A 22,953-nucleotide genomic window follows, 5' to 3' on the forward strand; every position below is an offset into this window, starting at 1 on the left:
CGTAGTCGGTTTATATACGTATCCCCGACAAAAATCGGGGATAGATATTGATTTTTAGCACGGATTCGTTTTAAAGACCCAGGTCCTTTTGTATTCCGGCTATTTTTTTATCGAGTTTTTGCGCTACCTGTGGCAGACTTTCTAAATCTTTTGCAGGCTCGTGCACACTGATGTAAAATTTAATTTTTGGCTCGGTACCGCTAGGTCTTGCGGCTATTCGAGATCCCTGATCAGTATGATAAATGAGCACGTTAGATTTGGGAATATCGATAGGTGTGGACTCTCCGGTTGAAATTTTTAGCGATTTTGAAGATGCGTAATCATCAATTTGCACTACACGCTCTCCGTTTACCGTGTTCAATGGATTTTCACGAAGGTCAATCATAATTTGCTTGATTTCTTCGGCGCCAGAAATTCCTTTTTTAACCAAAGAGGTCAGGTCTTCTTTATAATACCCGTGTTTCACATATAAATCCTGTAGCTTTTTGTAGAAGGAAGAACCCTCACTTTTTGCCTGTGTTACAATCTCACAAGCCAGCAGGGTAGCGGTTACCGCATCTTTATCGCGTACAAAGTCACCTACCATATAACCAAAGCTTTCTTCCCCACCACCTATAAAATGCTGTTTCGGATGATCTTTAATCATTTTGGCAATCCATTTAAAACCGGTAAGGCCCAGTTTGCATTCCAGATCATACGATTTGGCAAGAACCTCCATCATAGGGGTAGAAACGATGGTCGAACCAATGAATTCGTTACCCTTTGGTGTGTTTTGGTCAAAATAGCGACTTAATAAGAAATCGGTCATCACAACCATAGTCTGGTTTCCATTAAGCAAAACCAGTTTACCTGAATCATCACGTACCGCGATGCCCAGACGATCGCAATCCGGGTCGGTACCAATTACGATATCAGCATTTTTTTCTTCGGCAAGATCAAGAGCCATTTTGAGAGCTTCCGGTTCTTCCGGGTTGGGTGATTTTACAGTTGGGAAGTTTCCGTCGGGTTTACGCTGCTCTTCAACAACGTGAACATTTTTATATCCGGCCTGCTTCAGTACATCAGGAATAATCGTTACCGAAGTACCGTGAAGTGGAGTAAAAGCGATGGTTACATCATCGCGGTGGCTATCTAGTTCCGAAAAGCTTCCGTTAGCCAAAGAAGCTTCGATAAATGCCTGATCTACATCTTTATCAATATAGGTGATGTGTTCTTTTTTCGCAGAAAAATTTACAGCATCATAGTCTAGCGACTCAATTACCGAAACAATCTCAGAATCCTGCGGCGGTACAAGCTGACCACCATCCTGCCAGTACACTTTGTATCCGTTATATTCCGGTGGATTATGACTGGCTGTTAATACAATACCGCAATGACAATCTAAATGTTTTACCGCAAAACTGAGTTCTGGAGTAGGACGCAGGTCACTAAATAAAAATACTTTGATATCATTTGCTGAAAACACGTCTGCAACTACCTGAGCCAATTCCTTACTGTTGTTTCTGCAATCGTAAGCAATTGCAACTTTAATGGTTTCTCCCGCGAAGGATTTCTTTAAATAATCAGAAAGGCCCTGCGTGTTTTTACCCAGAGTGTATTTGTTAATACGATTGGTGCCAACACCCATTATACCGCGCATTCCACCGGTTCCAAACTCGAGGTTTTTATAAAAACTTTCATTGAGTTCTTCAGGGTTTTCATTCATCATTTTTTTGACGGCCTCTTTTGTGGCGTTGTCAAAAGTAGGGGATAACCAGGCTTCGGCTTTTTCTCGTATTTCGGCGTTCATAATTTTATATTCTATTTTGAAGGTCAAAAATAGGCATTTCGATTTAAGTAAACTATTTCGGGACAATCCCTTGAACGAATAAATAGCTTGGTGTTTTTAAATGGGACACTATTCAAATCGTTTTATTTCAAGTGTGGGCTAAATAAGATTAAAAGCCCTTTTTGTCTCTAATTAAGTAGCGCGGGCTGTTGTTTTGTGAACGTTGAATGAGTTCACCTATAAAGCCTGCGATAAACAGTTGTACCCCAATAATCATACTGGTGATCGACAGGTAAAACTGGGGACGCTGGGTTAACAGGCGTGCTGTGGGGTTTATAAATAGTTTATCAATACCCAGGTATGCGGCAAATGAGCCGCCCAGAATAAACATAATGACTCCCAATGTTCCAAAAAGGTGCATGGGTCTTTTGGCAAAATGAGTTATAAACCAGATGCTTATGAGGTCGAGAAAGCCTTTTATAAAACGATCGGCGCCAAATTTGGTTTCCCCGTATTTCCGAGCCTGATGCTGTACCGGCTTTTCGGTTATGTTGTAAAAACCGGCATTTTTAGCCAGTAGCGGAATGTAGCGGTGCATATCGCCATATACATCAATGGTTTTTATGACTTCATTTTTATAAGCTTTGAGGCCGCAATTGAAATCGTGCAGTTTGAGTCCACTGGTTTTGCGGGCAGCCGCATTAAATAGTTTAGACGGCAAATTTTTAGAAATCACCGAATCATAACGTTTCTTTTTCCAGCCTGAAACCAGATCAAAATCTTCTTCGGTAATCAGGCGGTATAATTCAGGAATTTCATCGGGACTATCCTGTAAATCGGCATCCATAGTAATTACAACTTCGCCTTCAGCAGCCAAAAAACCAGCATTTAATGCTTGGCTTTTACCAAAATTTCGGTTGAAACGAATGCCTTTTACCCGCTTGTCGCTATCTGCTAATTGCGCTATCGCATCCCACGAACCGTCAGTACTCCCGTCATCTATAAACAACAGCTCGTACGAGAGCTCCTCTTTGACGAGTACGCTGGTCAGCCAGTTGTAAAGCTCCTGTAGAGACTCCTGTTCGTTGAGAAGGGGTATAACTACCGATAGCTGCATAGATTCTTAATATTGGTGCGGGTTTGATTTCTTCAGGATAAGACCGCTTATCAATGAAATGATAAACCCAAAGAAAATACCACCTATGATTTGAATAGAAGACTGAACCCAGGGACGGGCAAATTTACCGGCAAGTTCCAACGCCTGATTCATTTGGGCTTCAGTCATATTGGGCTGAGACTCAATCATCGCTTCGCGTTGTTTTTCAATAATTAGGTTGATAAAGTCGGGTTCTATGACGGTCAGAAAAATATAATTATAGACAGCACCCAGAATTCCTCCTATCAGCGCAATACCTAATCCTACTTTTAAGGCATCTTTAAGTTCCATAAAACCACCGTTTGCCTTCTTAAATACCTGTTGCCCGTAGACAATAACGCCAAGCATAATTAAAAAGCCTACGAGGGCAGTGATCCAGTTTTGATCGAGCAACGAGTTTGTTACATAAAGTACCACAGCTAGAGCTATGGAGAGAAACCCAAGCAGGGCTCCGTAGGTAAGGGCGATTTGCCCGGTTGATGGTTTTTGTGCTTCCATAATTTAATGAATTGCGGTGTAAAAGTACATATTAGCACGAGATACACCTAGTTTTTAATGAGGCATAAGTATTGCGAAATCTAAAATTGTTACATTTGAAGGGTGAAGAATAATTTGCTGTAAAATATTATTTGGATTACTCCTTGTTAGATTGTTTTTTATTTCTAAATTTGCACCTCAAAATTCAGCAGATTTTAAAGCATTTAAGATGAAAAAAGATATACATCCACAGAATTACAGAGTAGTAGCTTTTAAAGACATGTCTAACGACGAAGTGTTTTTAACTAAATCTACAGCAAATACAAAAGAAACGATCGAGGTTGACGGTGAGGAGTATCCGCTTGTAAAACTGGAAATTTCTAGAGCATCACATCCTTTTTATACCGGTAAATCTAAACTGGTAGATACTGCTGGTCGTATTGACAAGTTCAAAAACAAATACAAGAAATTCGCTAAGTAAGCAGAATTCAATACATACAGAAAAAGCCTTTGCATTTGCAAAGGCTTTTTTATTTGGCAGCACCTCAGGTGCCTCGTAAATTTTTAGCAAGTCTAAAAGTGATTAGCTTCAGGCTCGTGGTTCAATCGTTGAATAAGGCTTTCATGATGCGATTGATTCCCTTAAAACCAAAATAAATGGCCAACGTTGCAGCCACAATGCCCAAAATCAAAACCGGTACGTAAAGTGGATGCTCCTGATTCTTGAACGCCTGATATAAGATGCCGGGTCCTAAGAACATAAAGAGTAACGAAGTGGCTAATGTGCGCACTCCACGTGCCAGGGCTTCTTTATTTGTTGCCATGATAAGCTTTTATTGCGGCCCTTACAGAGCCGTGATTTTTTAATAATTGAGCCGCCTCTTGTGAATCAACAGGTATTTCAGATTGAATCATCCGTATACCGCGATCTACCAGCTTATCATTACTAAGCTGCATATCTACCATTTTATTTCCTTTTACCTTACCCAGCTGAATCATCGTAGTGGTAGATATCATATTGAGCACAAGTTTTTGAGCGGTACCGGCTTTCATACGGCTGCTTCCGGTAACAAATTCAGGTCCTACCACAACTTCTACAGGAAATTTTGAGATCTGAGCAATGGGACTCCTGGCGTTACAGGTAATGCTTCCGGTCGGGATGTTGTTTTCGTTGCAGGCCTTTAATGCATGCAACACGTAAGGAGTAGTGCCTGATGCTGCAATACCAATTACTATGTCTTTTTCTGTTATAGAATGTTCCTGTAGATCTGACCAGCCCTGAGTGGTGCTGTCTTCAGCAAACTCCACGGCTTTACGAATGGCGGTTTCGCCACCGGCAATTAGACCTATTATCATTCCGTGTGGCACGCCAAAAGTGGGTGGACATTCTGAAGCATCGACTACCCCAAGTCTTCCGCTGGTACCGGCACCCATATAAAAAAGTCTTCCGCCTTGCTTTAGCTTACTTATTACTTCCTGAGTTAACCGCTCTATTTGGTGTAATACCTTTTTAACGGCTAGGGGAACAGTTTGGTCTTCGGCATTGATATTTTGCAGGAGCTCTGAGACAGTCATGTTCTCAAGCCCATTGTAGTTTGAATCTTGTTCTGTAGTCTTTGTGAAACTCATGTGCTGAATGTTTTCGCCTTTGGCAAATATCGTTATTCAATCACAATTTGATCGCTGTAGACCTGACCTATTGCGAAATAGCCCAACGGATAATTGTCTTCATTTGTGGCGTTGATGACATTACCGCGTATTTCGGAAGGCGGTGCTGTAAACGGGTTCCCCGAAGCCTGCCCCGATTGATTGATTACAATACTCATATAATCAAAAAAGGGTTTGGTAATGCCTATCAAATCGACCTTTAAGGTATCATTAGGCTTTAAATCTTCATAAAAGTAGGAAAATGAGAATGCCTGATCTTTGTAGAAGGTGTCTTCACTGGTTAAAAATTGCCCGTTATCTAAATCAAACAGGTAGTAGTTTGTGATACCCGGTTCATCTGTGTAACTAAAAACTACCTCGGTCTCATCTCCGGCAAAAAGGCTGCCGTCTCCCTGTACTATATTATCAAAAGGTACTGATGATTGGAAGCGGGCACTGGCCCGGTATGTATCGCCATTATGAAAGATGGTTAGACGCATCAGGTCCCGGGTAAATTCAGCACGGGGTAGCGCAACTGAATAATAACCATCGCCCCTGTACTGCATCCGGTAGGTGTTTGACTCACTGTTGAGGTTTACAATAGCATCACCCACAACTGGTATATCATCAGCAAAATAATCTGCAGTAAGCGTAAGCCTAAGATAAGCAGTCGCAAATGCAGAGTTTTCATTAGGAATACGCATCAGAGCGTCAACGACGAGGCGTTCCTGTTGCTGCGGCAAGTCGACTTCAATGGTTTCCTGGCAACTTGTAATTAGCTGAATCAAAACCAAAATCGAAAAGTAAGTTTTAAAAGCTTTCATCTAGAACTTAAAATTATAGGTTACCGAAGGTAAAATGCCAAAAATTGAGGTTTTTATCGCTTCATTTTGACCCGTATCTTCATTGGGTCTAAAGTTTACAGAAGCGGCATTCATACGATTGTAGGCATTGTATATGCTAAATACCCATTCTCCTTTAATCTTTCGGTTTGCATTATTTTGTGGGGTAAGTGTAGCGGAAAGGTCAAGCCTGTGATAGGCAGGCAGGCGTTGCTCATTACGACCTCCAAAATTAGAAATAGACAAACCCTGAAAGCGGGACTGACTTACGGGATAATTTGTAGGTTGGCCGGTTTGAAAAAGAAAGTTAGCACCAAACCTCCATTTTTTACTCAGTTCAAAATTAAAATTAGCGCTCAGATCGTGTGTCTTGTCATAAGCCGAAGGATACCAGTCACCATCGTTAATACCCGTTTCTTCAGGAGTTCTGCCTGGTGTTTGCTGCTCACTGCGCGACAGGGTATAGGCAAGCCAGCCGGTTAATTGTCCGTCATTTTTTTTAAGAAGAAATTCAAGACCGTAGGCTCTGCCAATTCCTGAAAGTACTTCACCTTCAATGGCATCATTAGCAATGAGCTGGGCGCCGTTGCGGTAGTCAAGCCGGTTCTGAATGTCTTTGTAAAAGGCTTCAGTCTCAAATGAATACTCCCCGTCTTTAATTTTCTTGAAAAAGCCAACGGCATACTGGTCGAGTAATTGTGGCTTTACATAAGGTCCGCTGGGTGTGTATACATCGAGAGGAGTAGGAGAGTTGGTGTTAGAAATTAAATGCAGGTACTGCGCCAGGCGGTTATAGCTGGCTTTAAGGGAAGTTTTACTGTTTACAGCCCAACTCAATGAAAAACGGGGTTCAAAATTGGTAAACTCAGCCAGTTTTCCTGTATTTAGTTCGGTTTCCACGGGTGTTGCCGGTTGATAAATCTTGAGGTTTTCATCAAAAATCAACGGATTATCATCAGCATATCTAAAAAACTGATCCTGACCCAGACGGGTAAAATGACTCAATCTAAAACCATAGCGTAGGGTAAGTGCATCAGTAAAATCCTGTTCAGCTTCTATGTATGCCGAAAACTCATTAGCGTACTTATGAGTGAGTTGCGATGGTACAATACCGCTATCAGGGCGGTTAGGCATTATGGTCGCGGGATTAAAGCGGTAATAAATATTATTTACGCCATAACCCATTTTGAAATTTTGATTGATGTAATGCTGAAAATCATATTTCAGATTAAAATTCCGAATGCCTGAGTCGTATTTAAAACCAACAAAATCGAGTAGGAGCCCGTAATAATAGTCTGAATAGACGAGTGATAAATTGGAGAAAATCTTATCGCTGAATAAATGATTCCACCTTAGATTGATGGTTGCATTACCATAAGTATTTACAAAACTTTCATTGACACTAAACAGATCGCGACCAAAATACCCGGACAGAAAAAGACTGTTTTTGTCTCCCAAACGGTAATTCAGTTTAGCATTGAGATCGTAGAAATAGGCCTTGTTATCAATATCGAAAAGAGGTAGAAAAAGGTGTACGTAAGACGCCCGGCCACCTACTAAAAATGCCGATTCGTTTTTTACAATAGGACCTTCAACAAGCAGCCGGCTGGCTATCGCACCTATACCTCCATTAGCATGAAACTCTTTACTGTTTCCTTCCTTTTGATAAATATCAAGAACCGAGGCCACGCGACCGCCGTAACGGGCAGGAATTCCGCCTTTGTAGAGTTTCAAATCCTTTATCGCATCGGGGTTAAAAACCGAAAAGAAACCAAACAGGTGTGACGAATTAAAAATTATAGCTTCGTCAAGTAAAATAAGGTTTTGATCAACAGCGCCACCTCTTACATTGAAACCGGAAGCACCTTCGCCGGCACTGGTTACCCCGGGTAAGAGTAATATAGATTTGATAACATCGGCTTCGCCAAAAACTACAGGAATCTGCTTTATGGTTTCTGCAGTAAGCGCATTAACACTCATTTGGGGCTTACGAATGTTAAGCTCTTCTACATTTTCTTCAATCACTACCTCATCAAGCATTTCAGTAGCCTCTTCAAGACTGAAATTGAGACGTTTGTCAGTATTTAATTGAATTGTTTGCTGAATCGCATTATAGCCCATAATGCTTATTTGAAGCGTATAGGAGCCTTCGGGTAGGGTTATGGAGTAAAAACCGTATTCGTTAGTGACAGAACCCTTGTTGATCTCAGGAAACAACACATTAACACCGATAAGGGTTTCGTTTGAATTTTCAGCAGTGATGGTTCCGCTTAAAGTGTAATTCTGTTGTGCCAAGGCAGCATTAACGAGAAGAAATAAAACAAGAGAGTAAAAATGTTTCAGCAAATTGTTTTTTTTCAAAAATAGCGGACTTAGGCTATACTTATACGTTTTTAAGAAAAAGTTAATGAAATAAAAAAGGCTTCCCGATCTGGGAAGCCTTTCTTCGTTATTATAACAAATGTTATGAGTTGATTATCGCATTAAAGGTTGCGCTTGGTCGCATCGCAGCAGTTACTTTGTCTTCATCCGGGAAGTAATATCCACCTAAATCAACTTCAGAGCCCTGAGCATCCAATAATTCCTGATTGATTTTCTCTTCATTGGTTTCTAATTCGCTGGCAATTTCTGCGAAGTGAACCTGTAATTCCTTGTCTTTTTCCTGAGCGGCAAGCGCCTGCGCCCAGTAGAGTGCAAGATAAAAATGGCTACCCCGGTTATCGAGTTCATTAACAACTCGTGAAGGTGATTTTTTGTTATCTAAGAACTTTATGGTTGCCTCATCAAGAGCTTCCGCAAGAACCTGCGCGCGGGTATTTCCGTTTGCTGTAGCCTCGTGCTCCAGAGATACGGCAAGGGCTAAAAATTCACCCAAAGAATCCCATCGTAAGTGACCTTCTTCCACAAATTGTTGTACGTGCTTGGGAGCAGAACCTCCGGCACCGGTTTCAAAAAGTCCGCCACCATTCATAAGTGGTACGATTGAAAGCATTTTAGCGCTGGTTCCTACTTCAAGAATCGGGAATAAATCGGTGTTATAATCACGTAATACGTTTCCGGTAACTGATATCGTGTCTTTTCCTGCTTTCATACGTTTTAACGTAAAACGGGTAGCTTCTACAGGAGACATGATTTGAATATCTAATCCTTCGGTATCGTGATCTTTAAGGTATAGGTTTACTTTTTTAATAAGCTCTGCATCGTGAGCACGGTCTTTGTCTAACCAGAAAATGGCGGGATCCTGAGTTGCACGAGCGCGGCTAACAGCAAGTTTTACCCAGTCCTGTACCGGCTCATCTTTAGTCTGGCACATTCTCCAGATGTCTCCCTGCTCAACCTGGTGCTCCATAAGTACAGTTCCGTTAGCATCAATCACAGATACTTTACCATCTAGCGGGATTTCAAAAGTTTTATCGTGAGAACCGTATTCTTCAGCTTTTTTAGCCATAAGCCCTACGTTGGGAACAGTACCCATTGTGGTTGGATCAAAAGCACCATTTTCTTTACAGAAGTCAATGGTTTCCTGATACACTCCTGCATACGAACTATCTGGAATTACAGCTTTAGTGTCCTGTGATTTACCTTTGGCGTTCCACATTTGACCACTGTTACGTATCATTGCCGGCATACTCGCGTCAATGATTACATCACTGGGTACATGAAGATTAGTTATCCCTTTATCTGAATTAACCATCGCAAGATCTGCGCGGTTTTCAAGAGTATCAATAATAGCTTTTTCTACTTCACTGCGTTTGGCTTCTGGTAATTTATTGATGTCGCTCAGTAAATCGGCAAGACCATTTTTAGGATCTACTCCAATAGCTTTAAGGTCGTCACCGTATTTTTCAAAAACATCCTCAAAATAAATGCGCATCGCGTGGCCAAAGATGATAGGGTCAGAAACCTTCATCATCGTTGCCTTAAGGTGAATAGAAAATAAAACACCTTTATCTTTGGCATCTTTAATCTGCTCACGAAGAAATTTTACCAAAGCAGATTTACTCATAAGCGTAGCATCTATAACTTCGCCCTGAAGTAATGCCAAATCTTTTTTGAGTACTGTTTCGCTTCCGTTGGCGTCAGTATGTACAATAGATACTTTGGTAGCATCCTCACAGGTTACCGATTTTTCATTGGATCTGAAATCACCGGAGCTCATTGTCGCTACGTGTGATTTGCTGTCTTTATCCCAGGCGCCCATACTGTGTGGGTTTTTACGGGCATATTCCTTTACGGGTTTTGGCGCGCGTCTGTCTGAGTTTCCTTCGCGTAACACAGGATTAACCGCACTACCTAAAACCTTGGCAAAACGATTTTTTAATTCTTTTTCTTCTTCGGTATTTGCTTCTTCCGGATAGTTAGGTACATTATATCCCTTAGCCTGTAATTCTTTAATAACAGCTGTAAGCTGCGGGATAGATGCACTGATGTTGGGAAGCTTAATAATATTTGCCTCAGGGTTTTTTGCTAATTCCCCTAATTCTGCAAGAGCATCGCTTACTTTTTGATTCTCTTCAAGATAATCAGGAAAGTTAGCCAGTAATCTGCCTGCAAGAGATATGTCTTTAACTTCAAATTCTATATTAGCTTCTTTTGCGAATTTCTGCAAAATGGGTAAAAGCGAATGCGTGGCCAAAGCCGGAGCTTCGTCAGTTTTGGTATAGGCTATTGTAGACGTTTTTGTAGACATAAATAAGTTCGTTTATAAATCCTGATTCTTAAAAATTTGGTTGAAAAAATAAGGCTGCATTTAGGGTTTGCAGATTATCGCCTGAAGCGCTTTTTTTCGGATTGCAAATATAGGGTTTTATAGCAGATTTTAACACTTAAATTCTTCTTAAAGCCGCTTAATAATGTATGTATTTCTGCTGTTTTCGGAAGTTTTGACTCTTTTTAAAACAAAAAAAGCTCTGACAGAATTTAATAATTCTATCAGAGCTTCTAATGTTTTGGTTTTTTACCGGTGAACCCTTGAAGTTCTGTAGCAAGAATATTAGTACTTGCACCGTGAACCAATACATTGGGGCGTTTTAAGCCCCGAATCCAACACGTTTACTTCAGTTAATTGAAACACCACTGATGTCTTGTATAATTCAGATCGTTTTCAAAATAACGTATAAACCCTACGGAGGTTTTCGTAACTGCATTGGGAACATAATGTGAACAACTTCAAGAAGTTCACCATTATAATTTCTTTATATAAAGTAAGTAAAAAGAATTTAAAAAATCAAGGCTTTAGATGTTTAATTATCAACCGGTTATAAACCCTGGGTATTCACAAAAGTTAATAACCCTATGTGATTAACTAAAAAATGCTCCGCAGAGCGGAGCATTTTGAAAACCTGTTGAGTGGTTTTTTATTTTCTGATTTCTTTGATTCTTGCCTTTTTACCGGTAAGACCTCTGAAATAGTAAATACGTGATTTACGTACTTTACCTCGTTTATTGATTTCAATTTTTTGAAGAGCAGGCATATTGATTGGGAAAATACGCTCAACACCTACAGTACCAGACATTTTTCTGATCGTGAATGTACGGGTTGCTCCTGTACCGCGAACCTGAATAACTACACCTCTAAAGAACTGAGTACGTACTTTTTCACCTTCACGAATTTCATAATACACAGTGATAGTATCACCGGCACTAAATTCTGGGAATTCCTTTTTTTCTACGAATTCGTTTTGTACAAAACTGATTAAATCTTCCATTTTTAAGATTTTTTAAAGTGGCATAACACCAACATTCACGGTTTTCGCCAGAGGTTGATCTTACAAGGCTGCAAATTTACTATAAAAAATGAATCTGGCAACCTCTAAAGATTAATTATTTAATTGCTTTACAATTAGTTTTCCAAAAGATCCGGACGGCGCTGCTGGGTGCGTTTGTACGCCTGTTCTTCACGCCAGGCCTCTATTTTTGGAGTATTACCTGAAGTTAAAATATCCGGAACTTTCCAGCCTTTATATTCTGCAGGGCGCGTATATACGGGTGGGGCCAGTAAATTATCCTGAAAAGAATCGGTTAGGGCAGAGGTCTCGTTTCCTAAAACACCGGGAATAAGACGTATCACAGCATCACAAAGTATGAGTGCGCCAAGTTCGCCTCCGCTTAAAACATAGTCTCCTACTGATATTTCTCGTGTTATAAACTGATCGCGTACCCGCTGGTCAACACCTTTATAATGCCCGCATAATATTATAATGTTTCCCTGAAGCGAAATTTGATTGGCGATTTTTTGATTTAAGGTTTCACCGTCAGGAGTCATATAAATGACTTCATCGTAATCCCGCTCAGCCTTAAGTTTGGTAATACACTTGTCAATGGGCTCAATCATCATCACCATGCCTGCACCTCCGCCAAACTGATAATCGTCTACCTGTTTGTACGAGTTAGAGGTGTAGTCCCTTAAATTATGAAAGTGTACCTCTACCAGTCCTTTGGCAATAGACCGCTGCATAATAGAAGCCTCAAACGGACTCTTAAGCAAATCTGGTACAACGGTGATGATATCTATGCGCATGGCTAAATGGTGCTGGTATTCGATTTATATCCTGTTATGCAATTTTGTAGCCGCTTATTTCTTGGTATTCTTTACGGCTTTATTGCGCTCGTCCTGGAGCAAGCGACCCATTTTCTGCTCTTTTTCTAAAGCTTTTTTACGGTAATCATCATATTCTACCTCAAGGTCTGCCAGCTTTTTACGAGCCTCCTGCGTATGTGCATTACTTCCTTTAAATCTAAAAATAAAGAATACCAGCGCCAGAGCAAGAACGGCAACAATACCCCACATCATTCCCATATAACCGCCTTTGCTCATAGGTATTCCCAGAAAGAAAATGGAATCTTTTTCTGCACGGGTTTCTTCAAGAGTGGCTTTGGTTTCTTCCAGGGTTGTATTTAAATTTTTGATTTCTTCCTGCTGTGAGTTGATCTGTGCCTGCAAATCAGTGATCTGTCCTTGAAAAGCCGAAATGCTGTCTGCGGTATTGGCTTTCAATTTATTGAGGCTGTTAAGTTTTACTACCTTATAATCCTGGTAATTATTGGAGTTCTCCAGAAGATCTTCAAACTGTTGAGAAATAGTATTGGTTTTCGGTTTTTGGCTCTCTGTCTCCTGTGCGTTAAGGCCTAAAATTGTAAATAAGCTTAAGAGCAAGCTGATGCGTATCGTAGTCATTTTGAGTTAGTCTTTTTGCTGTTTGAGGGAAAACGGTATGCTTTCGCGCTTAGTATAATAAAGCGGCAAAAATAATTAAAACCAATGGTTTTAAACTTGGGAATTGATGAAAATAGCTGCCCGGGAGCAGCTATTTATGGTATTAGAGTAAACTTGACTTATTAATAATAGGTATAGCGTCTCACTTTTGCGATATATTTTGCAAGTCGTACCACCTGATGGCTATAACCGTATTCATTATCATACCATATATATAAGACCAGACTTTTTAAATCAGGACCAAGTATTGTGGCCTGGCTGTCATAAATAGAAGGAGCCGAAGAACCAATAATGTCACTGGACACTAATTCATTATTAATGGAATATTTAATTTGTTCTACCAAATCTCCTTCGAGCGCATATTTTTTAAGACTGGCGTGTACGCTTTCAAGTGTGGTTTTTTGCTGAAGCTTTAAATTTAAAATTGCCAGAGAACCGTTGGGCACAGGTACTCGAATAGCGTTTGAGGTTAGTTTACCTTCTAAAGCGGGCAATGCTTTTGAAACGGCTTTACCTGCTCCTGTTTCTGTGATAACCATATTTAATGCGGCAGCACGACCTCTTCGGTATTTGGAGTGCATATTGTCAACCAAATTCTGATCGTTAGTGTAGGCGTGAATCGTCTCGATGTGTCCGCTTTCCACACCAAAGCTTTCGTCTATTGCCTTGAGAACAGGTGTAATGGCATTGGTGGTACACGAGGCGGCCGAATAGATATCCCATTCATCAGGATCATAATTCTTGTGATTAACACCGTGTACGATATTCGGGATGCCCTGACCCGGAGCAGTAAGCAATACCTTCGAAACACCTTTCGCAATTAGATGTCTGCTTAATTGTTCTTTATTGCGAAATGCCCCTGTATTATCTATAATCAGCGCCTCGTCTATACCGTAACTGGTGTAATCAATAGATTCCGGTTCGTTTGAAGAAATGATTTGTACCGTAGTGCCATTTATAATCAGCGCGTTTTTATTGACATCCACAGAAATGGTTCCTGCAAAATCTCCATGAATGCTATCGCTTTTGAACAGAGAGGCTCGTTTTTTTAGGATTTCCTCATCAAGTTTACCTCGGACCACAATGGCTCTTAATCTCAGTTGATTGCCACTTCCTGTACGGGTCATTAATTCACGGGCAACAAGCCTTCCTATTCTCCCAAAACCGTAAAGAACGACGTCACGAGGAATTATTTCTTTGGAGCTTTCAGCATCTTTCAGTTTATGATGAATGAAGATGGAAGCATCAGTATATTCATTTTCTTCCAAATGATATTCATAAGTAAGTTTACCGATATCTAATTTAGAAGGAGGGAGCTTAGCCTGTTGAATCGCCTTAGCTAATTCCACACTATCAAAAATCGAAATCGGTTTCTGAACAAAAGCGCCTGCGTAGGCGTGCAAATTGAGAATTTCGCTCACATTGCGATCTAAAAGCTGATTTCTAAAGAGTACCAGTTCGATGTTTTTATCATACCACAGGTCGCTTATGATCTTAATAAACTCAACGGTCGCGCGGCGACGGTCTGCCTGAAAGGCTAATTCTTTCTCGTAAGTGTTTAACGAACTCATGAATGGATTTTAATGCGGTTTTTAAATTTTCGGCAAAGATACTTAACTATATCGTTTTCGTAAGCGATTTAAATAAAAAAAGCTCTTCAATTACGAAGAGCTTTTTTGATGCTAAAATCAGGGATTAATTGAAAATAATTTGCTTGGACTCCCCATCCTTACTAGCAAAATTAATACTGATGGGTTCGCGTGAATCTTTTTCAGAAATAATGCGTTTTACATCCTCAACTGAATTTACATTCTGATCGTCAATTGCGGTTATGATAATCCCGCTTAGATTATAGCGCTGTAATTGTTCGTTAGTAGCTCTACTAATCATCACACCATTTTTAACGCCATTTTCTTTAAGCACTTCTTTAGATGCCTCACGAATTTCAAGCCCCGGCTTTTCAATTACAAATGTTGTGAATTTTGTCAATTTCACAGGAACTGTAGAAGTTTCTCCATTTCTTATAAAACTGACTTCAACAATATCATTGGGACGTTTTGCTCCTAAATAACCGGTTAAGTCTGAGAATTTAGTAATTTTTACATCGTCAATTTTCACAATCACATCTCCTTCCTCCAATCCGGCTTCTGCTGCACCGGTATCAGGATTAACAGCACCTACATAAACACCTTCAGAAACTTCAAGATCATACTGACTGGCCGTGTTAGCGTTTATGCCACCACCACGTATTCCCAGAATACCGCGTTGTACATCACCATACTCTAAAATATCTTCTACAATTTTACGGGCATTGTTTGAAGGTACTGCAAAAGCATAACCTACATAACTTCCGGTTTGTGAAGTTATCGCCGTATTTATACCAATTAATTCTCCGTTGATATTTACCAAGGCACCCCCGCTGTTACCGGGATTGATTGCTGCATCGGTTTGTATAAAAGACTGAGGGTTTGAATCATACTCATTAATATCACGAGCTTTAGCGGAAATAATTCCGGCAGTTACTGTACTGGTAAGATTAAAGGGATTACCCACAGCAAGAACCCATTCTCCCAGACGTACGTTGTCTGAATCGCCAAAAGGAAGGTATGGCAAATCATCTTCGGTATCAATTTTTATCAAAGCAATATCTGCTTTAGGGTCGCTGCCTATAACTTCAGCCTTAAAAGTTCTGTTGTCATTAAGAGATACCTCAAGTTCAGCAGCACCGTCAATAACGTGATTGTTGGTTACAATATAGCCGTCAGCAGATATGATAACACCACTACCGGCACCAACCAGTCCTTTACGTAATTCACCGCCTCCATTAAAGAAATCCTGCATTGTGCGCGGTCTTCTTGAAATTTGAACGTTTTTAACGTGAACAACAGCATGAACCGTACGATCTGCAGCTTCTGTAAAATCTGCATTGGTACTGGTGATGGGCGTTCCGTTATAGTTTACAGGGTTAAAATTAGACGTTGTGGTGGTAGTCGTTGCAGGAATAGGGTCCTCCTCTAAAAACTTGTACGCACCTAATGTTATTGTACCACCCAGGATGGCTACAACTAATAAGCTGGCAAATTTTTTCATAATACTTTTCTTTCTTTTTTGAATAACAATTTAAATACGAGTTGTGGTATGTCGTGTTGCACGATTTAACTAAGCCTTAACAAGCCGTAGAATTTTGGCTTTATGTATTTTTGCAGGGCTTTAAAAATAAGTTATGGCAATACCCTTTTTCAAATATCAAGGCACGGGCAACGATTTTATAATGATCGACAACCGACAAGGTATATTTTTCAAAAATGATACCAAACTTGTTAAGCAGATGTGTGACCGTAAATTTGGCATAGGTGCAGATGGTTTGATATTACTTGAGAATCATGATTCCTTAGATTTTAGAATGGTGTATTATAATGCTGACGGAAATCCCAGTTCTATGTGTGGTAACGGCGGGCGTTGTATCGTGGCCTTTGCGAAACAATTAGGCGTTATTGAAAACGAAACTGTTTTTGAAGCGGTAGATGGTGCACACGAAGCACGGGTTGAAGACGGTTTGGTACACCTTAAGATGCAGGATGTACAGACGGTAGAAACTTTTGAAGATCACCTTTTTCTGAACACAGGCTCACCGCATCATGTGCAGTGGGTAGAAGATTTGGCACATTATAATGTCAGGACCGAAGGAGCCAGACTGCGATACAGCGATTTGTATGGTAAAGCCGGCAGTAATATAAATTTTGTAGAGCAAACGGGTGTGTCGTTTTCCTTACGCACCTATGAGCGTGGAGTAGAAGATGAGACACTGAGTTGTGGAACGGGTGCTACGGCAGTTGCTTTAGCCATTCATCATCAGGGTAAAACTGAAGCTCACGAAATTCCTCTTCAGGTTGAGGGTGGTAATCTCAAAGTGACTTTTGAACCGGTGGAGCAGGGATATAAAAACATATTTTTAATTGGGCCGGCTCAGGCTGTTTATACCGGAGTATGGCCGGACTAACATTACAGGGCGATCTCGTCTATTTAAGGGCTTTAGAACCCGAAGACCTGGACCTCGTTTTTAAAATTGAAAACGATGAGGATCTTTGGGAGCTCACTACAACCCTTACCCCTTTTTCAAAGTTCTTACTGAAGCAATACCTGCGCAATTCGCATAAAGATATCTATGAAGCCAAACAATTGCGTTTAGTCATTTGCCGTAAGGATACCGATGAGGCTTTAGGTTTAATCGATTTGTTTGACTTTGAGCCTAAGCATCGGCGGGCAGGCCTGGGGATTCTAATTTTTAGCGAAGTGGAGCGGGGTAGAGGCTATGGTGCAGAGGCCTTAAGACTTATGATTAACTACAGTTTTAAGCGTCTTGATTTGCATCAGCTTTATGCGAATATTTTAGAAGAAAATACTCCCAGCATACGTTTATTCGAAAAACAGGGGTTTGAACCCGTAGGTTTAAAAAAAGACTGGCTTCAACTGGAAGGCAGTTTCAAAAATGAATACTTATATCAATTGATCAATACTCATGTACATTAAAAAAATAATCGCAGCAACTGCATTAATAGGTCTTGTGATCGCGGGTGTTTTCGCTTACACCGTTTACGGTAAGTTATTCTCGCCTAATACCGCTTTCAATACCGATGAGGCTCATATATATATACCTTCATATGCTACGTATGCAGATGTTAGAGCAGATTTAGAGCCTTTGCTTAAAGACCCGGTTTCTTTTGATGAAGTCGCAGCGCGAAAAGGTTACGTGAATGCAATAAAGCCCGGACACTTCATCATTAAAAAAGGGAGTAATAATAATGAGATTGTAAATTCAATACGTAGCGGAAACATTCCGGTTAAGATCAGTTTCAACAATCAGGAACGTCTGGAAAATCTGGCAGGTCGTATTTCGGTTCAGATTGAAGCAGATAGTCTTGAACTGCTCAAAGCATTTGAGGACGAAGGTTTTCTAAAGGAACAAAACCTTGATCGTCAGACTGCGCTTACGATGTACCTTCCAAATACCTATGAGTTTTACTGGAATACCAGTGCCGAAGAATTTAGAGATCGCATGCTTCAGGAATACAAACGGTTTTGGACTCCGGAGCGTATTGCTAAAGCCGAAGCTCAGGGATTAAATGCGCAGGAAGTATACACCCTGGCTTCAATCGTACAAAAAGAAACGGCCAAAGTAGATGAGCGTCCCAGAGTAGCAGGAGTTTACCTCAATCGCCTGCAAAATGGCTGGAAGCTTGATGCCGACCCTACGGTCATCTACGCGGTAAAGAAAAATCAGGGCGATTTTGATCAGGTTATTAAGCGGGTATTATACCGTGATTTAGAAACCGATTCTCCTTATAACACCTATAAATACGGAGGTTTACCTCCGGGGCCTATATTCATGCCTGATCTTTCTGCTATAAATGCTGTGCTAAATCCTGAAAAGCACGAATACTATTTCTTCGTCGCAGACGTTTCTAAACCCGGTTATCACTTGTTTGCTAAAACGGTTGCACAACATAATGCCAACCGTAAGCAGTACATTGATTGGATAAACGCTCAGGGGATTAATCGGTAAAAGGCGTAATTGATCGATTAAAATTATTTTTGAAGCTTTTAGATTTGTTAAAAAGTCTTCATTTCTTGTTCCTGAGTCAAAAGTGTTAAAGTTTTAAACCTTCGGCATAAATCTGGACCGGTAGGTAGAAATACATGCTTAAATCGCAAGCTTTTCTGCTGTTAACCGCTTATTTTTCTAGGTTTTGTTGATATTGGGAAAAGCTTAACCCTTTAGTAATCAGTATATTAATTAGGTTAAGTATATTTGCGCAGTAATATAGACTGAAACTGTAGTGGCGCACAGCAGAGGTCTGAAAATTTATATATGACGAAAAACATTGTAAAATTAGCAGCGCTTCCTTCGGTTTTTGGGCTCGTAGCCTTGAGTATGTCTGTCAAAGACGCCGAGAAGCCAAGTCAAAATTCTACTGAAGGTTTAGAGTTATTTTATACCGTTCCTCAGCTCGACGATACCGACACAGCAGAGCTGGATAATTCCTTAAATGTAAATCTGGCAACCACCGGAAAATCCTTTACCGGTTTTAAAGAAGCTCTTGGATTTAAAGAGTCTCAAAACGATTATAAGCGTATCAATCAATTTGGTTATTTAGGTAAATACCAATTTGGTCGCAGCACACTCCTTTTACTGGGCATTACAGACACTGATGCCTTTTTAAACGATCCCGTTTTACAGGAAAAGGCATTTATTGCCAATGCATCACGTAACAAATGGGTTTTACGTAAAGACATCAAACGCTTTTCAGGAAAAGTCATTAATGGCGTTAAAGTAACTGAATCCGGAATATTAGCCGCCGCTCACCTTGCGGGTCCCGGTAGTGTAAAAAGTTACCTGAGATCAGGAGGAGTAGAAGGCTTTAAAGATGCTTTTGGTACTTCAATACGCAGTTATATGAAAAAATTTGGTGGTTATGATGTTTCATTTATCGTACCTGACCGTAGCGCTAAAGTAAAGCTAGATTAATATCTGGTATAAACTAAACCACTCTGCACTGAAAGTGCAGAGGTTTATTTTACTGGGGACTGAAAGTCCCCTTTCTTATTCCAATATGAAATTGGAATTATCACTGCCATCGCGTCGATGATGTTCCAAATAGTCATTGACCATCTTGTCGGTTACATTACCTGTGCTCCATACTCCATAGCCGCTCGCCCAAAAATGTTGACCCCAGTAGCGCTCCTTAAGATTTGGGAACTCTTGTTGCAATTTCCGAGATGACCTCCCCTTTAGTTGTTTCACAATATGGCTGACATTTGTCTTAGGGGCATACTCTACATGCATATGGACGTGATCGGAACTAACAACCCCTTTCATTATCTCTATCCCCTCTGCTTCACAAATTTGTATCAAAAGCTCTCGACAACGAATTTGAATATCCCCACGTAAAACTTTATAGCGGTACTTGGTAACCCAAACTATATGACAGGTCAACCTGCTAACAGTATGAGAACCTCTTCTTAAGGTATTGCTCATAGTCACAAATTATAGATTTTTTCGCAATACTAAAGTTCTGCAATAAATTGCAGGGTTTTACACCCTTACCTGAGACCAATAAAAGTTTATTAAAGTGACCCGACCGGTCACTTTTTTTATGCGTGAATGATAAAGATTGCCGGCCTCTTGTGCAAATCTTCCTTGCTGTGTTTCCAATGGCTTACAGACTGCGTTTTAATAAATTCGCTTGGTAAGGTAATGTCACAGGCTATACATAAGCGTGTTGAAGCCTGAAGACTATTACAAATCTCATCAAGCATTTTGCCATTGCGGTAGGGTGTTTCGATAAACAGTTGAGACTGGTTGTAATCTTTAGAAATACGTTCTAAACGTCTAAGTTCGTTGCGACGTTCTTTTTGATCAATGGGCAGATATCCGTTGAATGCAAAATTTTGGCCGTTCATTCCGCTAGCCATAATGGCCATCAAAATGGAAGAGGGGCCAACCAGAGGTACTACCTGAATTCCTTTCTCGTGAGCCATACGCACAATTTCAGAACCAGGATCAGCAACACCGGGTACTCCTGCCTCAGACATCAAGCCCATATCCTTTCCCTCTAGACAGGGGTCCAGATAGGACGTTATCTCAATAGGATCTGTATGTTTATTAAGTGGATGTAGCTTTAACGAAGGCTGTGATTTCTGAGGATAAATTTGCTTGATAAACCTGCGCGCTGTTTTTTCATTTTCTACAATATACGCGTCAATCGCTGCAATTAGTGTTTGTACCTGTTGCGGCATGACATCAAGAGGAGGGGTATCGCCGAGCGTAACGGGAATCAAATACAGTTTGCCGTAAGGAGAAGCGGTAGGCATAATTTAGATTTTGAAATCAGGAAAGGCGTTCAGCGATTTTGGTAGTCGCCTCATCAAGCATCTCGTAAACCCTATCAAAGCCTCTCAAACTATCGTTATAAGGATCTGGCACATCTACGCGCTCGCCGGGGAACAATTCATCAAGTATCATCTGTACTTTTGCCTTTTCCGCATCGGTAGAAGCCATGGCCAGAACATCTTCATAATTATACTGATCCATTACAAAAATGTGATCATAACGGTCAAAAAAGGCAGGTTTGAATTGCATACCCCGCTGATGTGAAATATCTAACCCATTCTTTTGGGCTACAGCTATACTTCTGGAATCGGGTGCACTGCCCACGTGCCAGTGGCCGGTACCTGCAGAATCTACCTCAAATTTTTCAGGGTCTAGTTTAGCTTGTAATAAGCCTTCAGCAAGTGGAGACCTGCAAATATTGCCCAGGCATACCATAAGGATGCGCGTTTTCATAAAGCTGATTTTTCGCTTTCGCGTGATTTATGTTAGATTAACAAACCGGCAGAAGGCTGCGCAGGTTTGCTACATCGTAAGTTTCTTATTCAGGTCTTCTACGTATTTTCTGAATTGCTTATCAGTTGCAGAAAGATTATCAACAGTTTTGCAGGCGTGTAATACGGTTGCGTGATCGCGCTTCCCTATTTGCGAACCAATGCTTGCTAAAGAAGCCTTAGTCAGTTTCTTTGCGAAAAACATAGCCAGCTGACGTGCCTGTACAATATGACGCTTACGGGTTTTAGACTGAAGCGTATCAACATCCATTTGGAAATAATCACTTACTACCTTTTGAATGTAATCAATAGATACTTCACGTTTTGTATGCTTCACGTAATTGTCTACAATCTTCTTGGCAAGCTCCAGATTGATTTCCTTGCGGTTAAACGAGGAGTGGGCGATAAGAGAAATGATAGCACCTTCCAACTCCCGAATATTGGTTTTTATGTTATTAGCTAAAAACTCAACAATTTCTTCGGGCATTTCAACACCGTCCTGATACAATTTGTTTTTAATGATCGAAACACGGGTTTCAAAACCGGGTTGTTGCAATTCCGCAGAAAGACCCCATTTAAAACGGGACAATAAACGCTGTTCAATATCCTGCATATCTACAGGAGCCTTATCACTGGTAAGGACAACCTGTTTGCCATTTTGATGCAGGTGATTAAAGATGTGGAAAAATACATCCTGAGTTCCGGCTTTTCCGGAAAGCAATTGAATATCATCTACAATAAGTACATCAATCACCTGATAAAAATGAATAAAATCATTGCGATTATTCTTTTTTACCGACTCTATATATTGCTGGGTGAATTTTTCCGCAGAAATATATAAAACGGTTTTATCAGGATAACGGTCTTTGATTTGAACACCAATGGCGTGTGCCAAGTGTGTCTTTCCTAGACCTACTCCTCCAAAAATCAATAAAGGATTGAAGGAAGTTCCTCCGGGTTTGTTTGCCACTGCTAAACCTGCAGAGCGTGCAAGCCGGTTGGAGTCTCCTTCTAGAAAACTGTCAAAATTGTAATTGGGATTCAACTGGGATTCGATTTCCAGATTTCGAATTCCCGGGATTACAAAGGGATTTTTTAATTCGGGGTTTTTGTTTTTAAGAGGAGCATCTACCTCCTGAGACTTCATTACAGAAGGGCGATTGGTACTTGGTATTTTCTCAGTAAAGGGTTGTCTGTTACCGTAGGTGTTTTCCATACGTATAACATAAACCAGCTTTGCATTCTCTCCCAGTTCTTTAGTTAAGGAAACTTTTAAGAGTTTTACGTAATGCTCTTCAAGCCACTCGTAAAAAAATTTACTGGGCACCTGAATACTTAAAGCATTATCTGTAAGTTTTACCGCACGTATGGGCTCAAACCACGTTTTGTAAGCCTGCGGGGTGATATTGTCCTGTATAAACGAGAGACAATTATCCCATACTGTTTGCGCAGTCATACTCATTCT

General features: G+C 40.5%; 22 protein-coding genes. 5 read left to right on the forward strand and 17 right to left on the reverse strand.

Annotated features, from left to right (window positions below; genetic code table 11):
* Positions 1-70: 70 nt before the first annotated feature.
* The 3 genes from CJ305_RS12300 to CJ305_RS12310 form a co-directional block, all read right to left on the reverse strand.
* Complete coding sequence (locus tag CJ305_RS12300) at positions 71-1,789, reverse strand: phospho-sugar mutase (protein WP_099646578.1); 1,719 nt, start codon at positions 1,787-1,789, stop codon at positions 71-73.
* 148 nt (positions 1,790-1,937) lie between these two features.
* A complete protein-coding gene (locus CJ305_RS12305) occupies positions 1,938-2,885 on the reverse strand; it encodes a glycosyltransferase family 2 protein (RefSeq protein ID WP_099646579.1) in 948 nt (315 codons plus the stop codon).
* 6 nt (positions 2,886-2,891) lie between these two features.
* Positions 2,892-3,422: a DUF4199 domain-containing protein gene (locus tag CJ305_RS12310; RefSeq protein ID WP_099646580.1), complete on the reverse strand. Its 531-nt coding sequence runs from the start codon at positions 3,420-3,422 to the stop codon at positions 2,892-2,894.
* A gap of 208 nt (positions 3,423-3,630) precedes the next feature.
* Here CJ305_RS12310 and CJ305_RS12315 point away from each other — a divergent pair, with 208 nt between their 5' ends.
* Positions 3,631-3,882 carry a type B 50S ribosomal protein L31 gene (locus CJ305_RS12315; RefSeq protein WP_099646679.1) on the forward strand — a complete coding sequence of 84 codons (252 nt, stop codon included), beginning with the start codon at positions 3,631-3,633 and terminating at the stop codon, positions 3,880-3,882.
* Positions 3,883-4,003: 121 nt separating this feature from the next.
* On the opposite strand, the gene CJ305_RS12320 is transcribed toward CJ305_RS12315, so the two are convergent.
* From CJ305_RS12320 to CJ305_RS12365, 10 genes are all read right to left on the reverse strand, one after another.
* The gene (locus CJ305_RS12320; RefSeq protein WP_189319441.1) at positions 4,004-4,225 is read right to left on the reverse strand and encodes a DUF6095 family protein; all 222 of its coding nucleotides are present in this window, start codon (positions 4,223-4,225) and stop codon (positions 4,004-4,006) included.
* Positions 4,212-5,030: an N-acetylmuramic acid 6-phosphate etherase gene (murQ, locus tag CJ305_RS12325; RefSeq protein ID WP_099646582.1), complete on the reverse strand. Its 819-nt coding sequence runs from the start codon at positions 5,028-5,030 to the stop codon at positions 4,212-4,214. The genes CJ305_RS12320 and murQ overlap by 14 nt, the downstream gene beginning before the upstream one ends.
* 32 nt (positions 5,031-5,062) lie before the next feature.
* Positions 5,063-5,872 (reverse strand): DUF4249 domain-containing protein, encoded by an 810-nt coding sequence (locus CJ305_RS12330; protein ID WP_099646583.1) that lies wholly within the window; start codon positions 5,870-5,872, stop codon positions 5,063-5,065.
* The gene (locus CJ305_RS12335) at positions 5,873-8,251 is read right to left on the reverse strand and encodes a TonB-dependent receptor (protein WP_394340050.1); all 2,379 of its coding nucleotides are present in this window, start codon (positions 8,249-8,251) and stop codon (positions 5,873-5,875) included.
* A gap of 103 nt (positions 8,252-8,354) precedes the next feature.
* On the reverse strand, positions 8,355-10,580 hold the full coding sequence (locus CJ305_RS12340) for an NADP-dependent isocitrate dehydrogenase (RefSeq protein WP_099646584.1): 2,226 nt from the start codon (positions 10,578-10,580) through the stop codon (positions 8,355-8,357).
* 667 nt (positions 10,581-11,247) lie between these two features.
* Complete coding sequence (gene rplS / locus CJ305_RS12345) at positions 11,248-11,598, reverse strand: 50S ribosomal protein L19 (RefSeq protein WP_099646585.1); 351 nt, start codon at positions 11,596-11,598, stop codon at positions 11,248-11,250.
* Positions 11,599-11,732: 134 nt separating this feature from the next.
* The gene (trmD, locus tag CJ305_RS12350; RefSeq protein ID WP_099646586.1) at positions 11,733-12,410 is read right to left on the reverse strand and encodes a tRNA (guanosine(37)-N1)-methyltransferase TrmD; all 678 of its coding nucleotides are present in this window, start codon (positions 12,408-12,410) and stop codon (positions 11,733-11,735) included.
* Positions 12,411-12,464: 54 nt separating this feature from the next.
* The gene (locus CJ305_RS12355; protein ID WP_099646587.1) at positions 12,465-13,067 is read right to left on the reverse strand and encodes a hypothetical protein; all 603 of its coding nucleotides are present in this window, start codon (positions 13,065-13,067) and stop codon (positions 12,465-12,467) included.
* 161 nt (positions 13,068-13,228) lie between these two features.
* Positions 13,229-14,677: a glyceraldehyde-3-phosphate dehydrogenase gene (locus CJ305_RS12360; protein ID WP_099646588.1), complete on the reverse strand. Its 1,449-nt coding sequence runs from the start codon at positions 14,675-14,677 to the stop codon at positions 13,229-13,231.
* Between the two features lie 124 nt (positions 14,678-14,801).
* Positions 14,802-16,196 (reverse strand): trypsin-like peptidase domain-containing protein, encoded by a 1,395-nt coding sequence (locus CJ305_RS12365; RefSeq protein WP_099646589.1) that lies wholly within the window; start codon positions 16,194-16,196, stop codon positions 14,802-14,804.
* A 133-nt stretch (positions 16,197-16,329) separates the two neighbouring features.
* On the opposite strand from CJ305_RS12365, the gene dapF reads away from it, so the two are divergent.
* From dapF to CJ305_RS12385, 4 genes are all read left to right on the forward strand, one after another.
* On the forward strand, positions 16,330-17,106 hold the full coding sequence (gene dapF / locus CJ305_RS12370; protein WP_099646590.1) for a diaminopimelate epimerase: 777 nt from the start codon (positions 16,330-16,332) through the stop codon (positions 17,104-17,106).
* Complete coding sequence (locus tag CJ305_RS12375) at positions 17,094-17,636, forward strand: GNAT family N-acetyltransferase (RefSeq protein WP_099646591.1); 543 nt, start codon at positions 17,094-17,096, stop codon at positions 17,634-17,636. The genes dapF and CJ305_RS12375 overlap by 13 nt, the downstream gene beginning before the upstream one ends.
* A complete protein-coding gene (gene mltG, locus CJ305_RS12380) occupies positions 17,626-18,669 on the forward strand; it encodes an endolytic transglycosylase MltG (RefSeq protein ID WP_099646592.1) in 1,044 nt (347 codons plus the stop codon). Before CJ305_RS12375 ends, mltG begins: the two co-directional genes overlap by 11 nt.
* Before the next feature lie 306 nt (positions 18,670-18,975).
* Complete coding sequence (locus tag CJ305_RS12385) at positions 18,976-19,632, forward strand: peptidoglycan-binding protein LysM (RefSeq protein ID WP_099646593.1); 657 nt, start codon at positions 18,976-18,978, stop codon at positions 19,630-19,632.
* Positions 19,633-19,707: 75 nt separating this feature from the next.
* Here the strand turns inward: CJ305_RS12385 and tnpA are convergent, their stop codons facing one another.
* From tnpA to dnaA, 4 genes are all read right to left on the reverse strand, one after another.
* Positions 19,708-20,142: an IS200/IS605 family transposase gene (gene tnpA, locus CJ305_RS12390; RefSeq protein ID WP_099646594.1), complete on the reverse strand. Its 435-nt coding sequence runs from the start codon at positions 20,140-20,142 to the stop codon at positions 19,708-19,710.
* Positions 20,143-20,258: 116 nt separating this feature from the next.
* Positions 20,259-20,978 (reverse strand): SAM-dependent methyltransferase, encoded by a 720-nt coding sequence (locus tag CJ305_RS12395; protein WP_099646595.1) that lies wholly within the window; start codon positions 20,976-20,978, stop codon positions 20,259-20,261.
* A gap of 16 nt (positions 20,979-20,994) precedes the next feature.
* Positions 20,995-21,450, reverse strand: a complete 456-nt coding sequence (locus tag CJ305_RS12400; protein WP_099646596.1) for a low molecular weight protein-tyrosine-phosphatase — start codon at positions 21,448-21,450, stop codon at positions 20,995-20,997.
* 69 nt (positions 21,451-21,519) lie between these two features.
* Positions 21,520-22,950 carry a chromosomal replication initiator protein DnaA gene (gene dnaA / locus CJ305_RS12405; protein WP_099646597.1) on the reverse strand — a complete coding sequence of 477 codons (1,431 nt, stop codon included), beginning with the start codon at positions 22,948-22,950 and terminating at the stop codon, positions 21,520-21,522.
* Positions 22,951-22,953: the final 3 nt, after the last annotated feature.

The sequence above is a fragment of the Leeuwenhoekiella nanhaiensis genome (assembly GCF_002744755.1).
GTDB lineage: Bacteria > Bacteroidota > Bacteroidia > Flavobacteriales > Flavobacteriaceae > Leeuwenhoekiella > Leeuwenhoekiella nanhaiensis.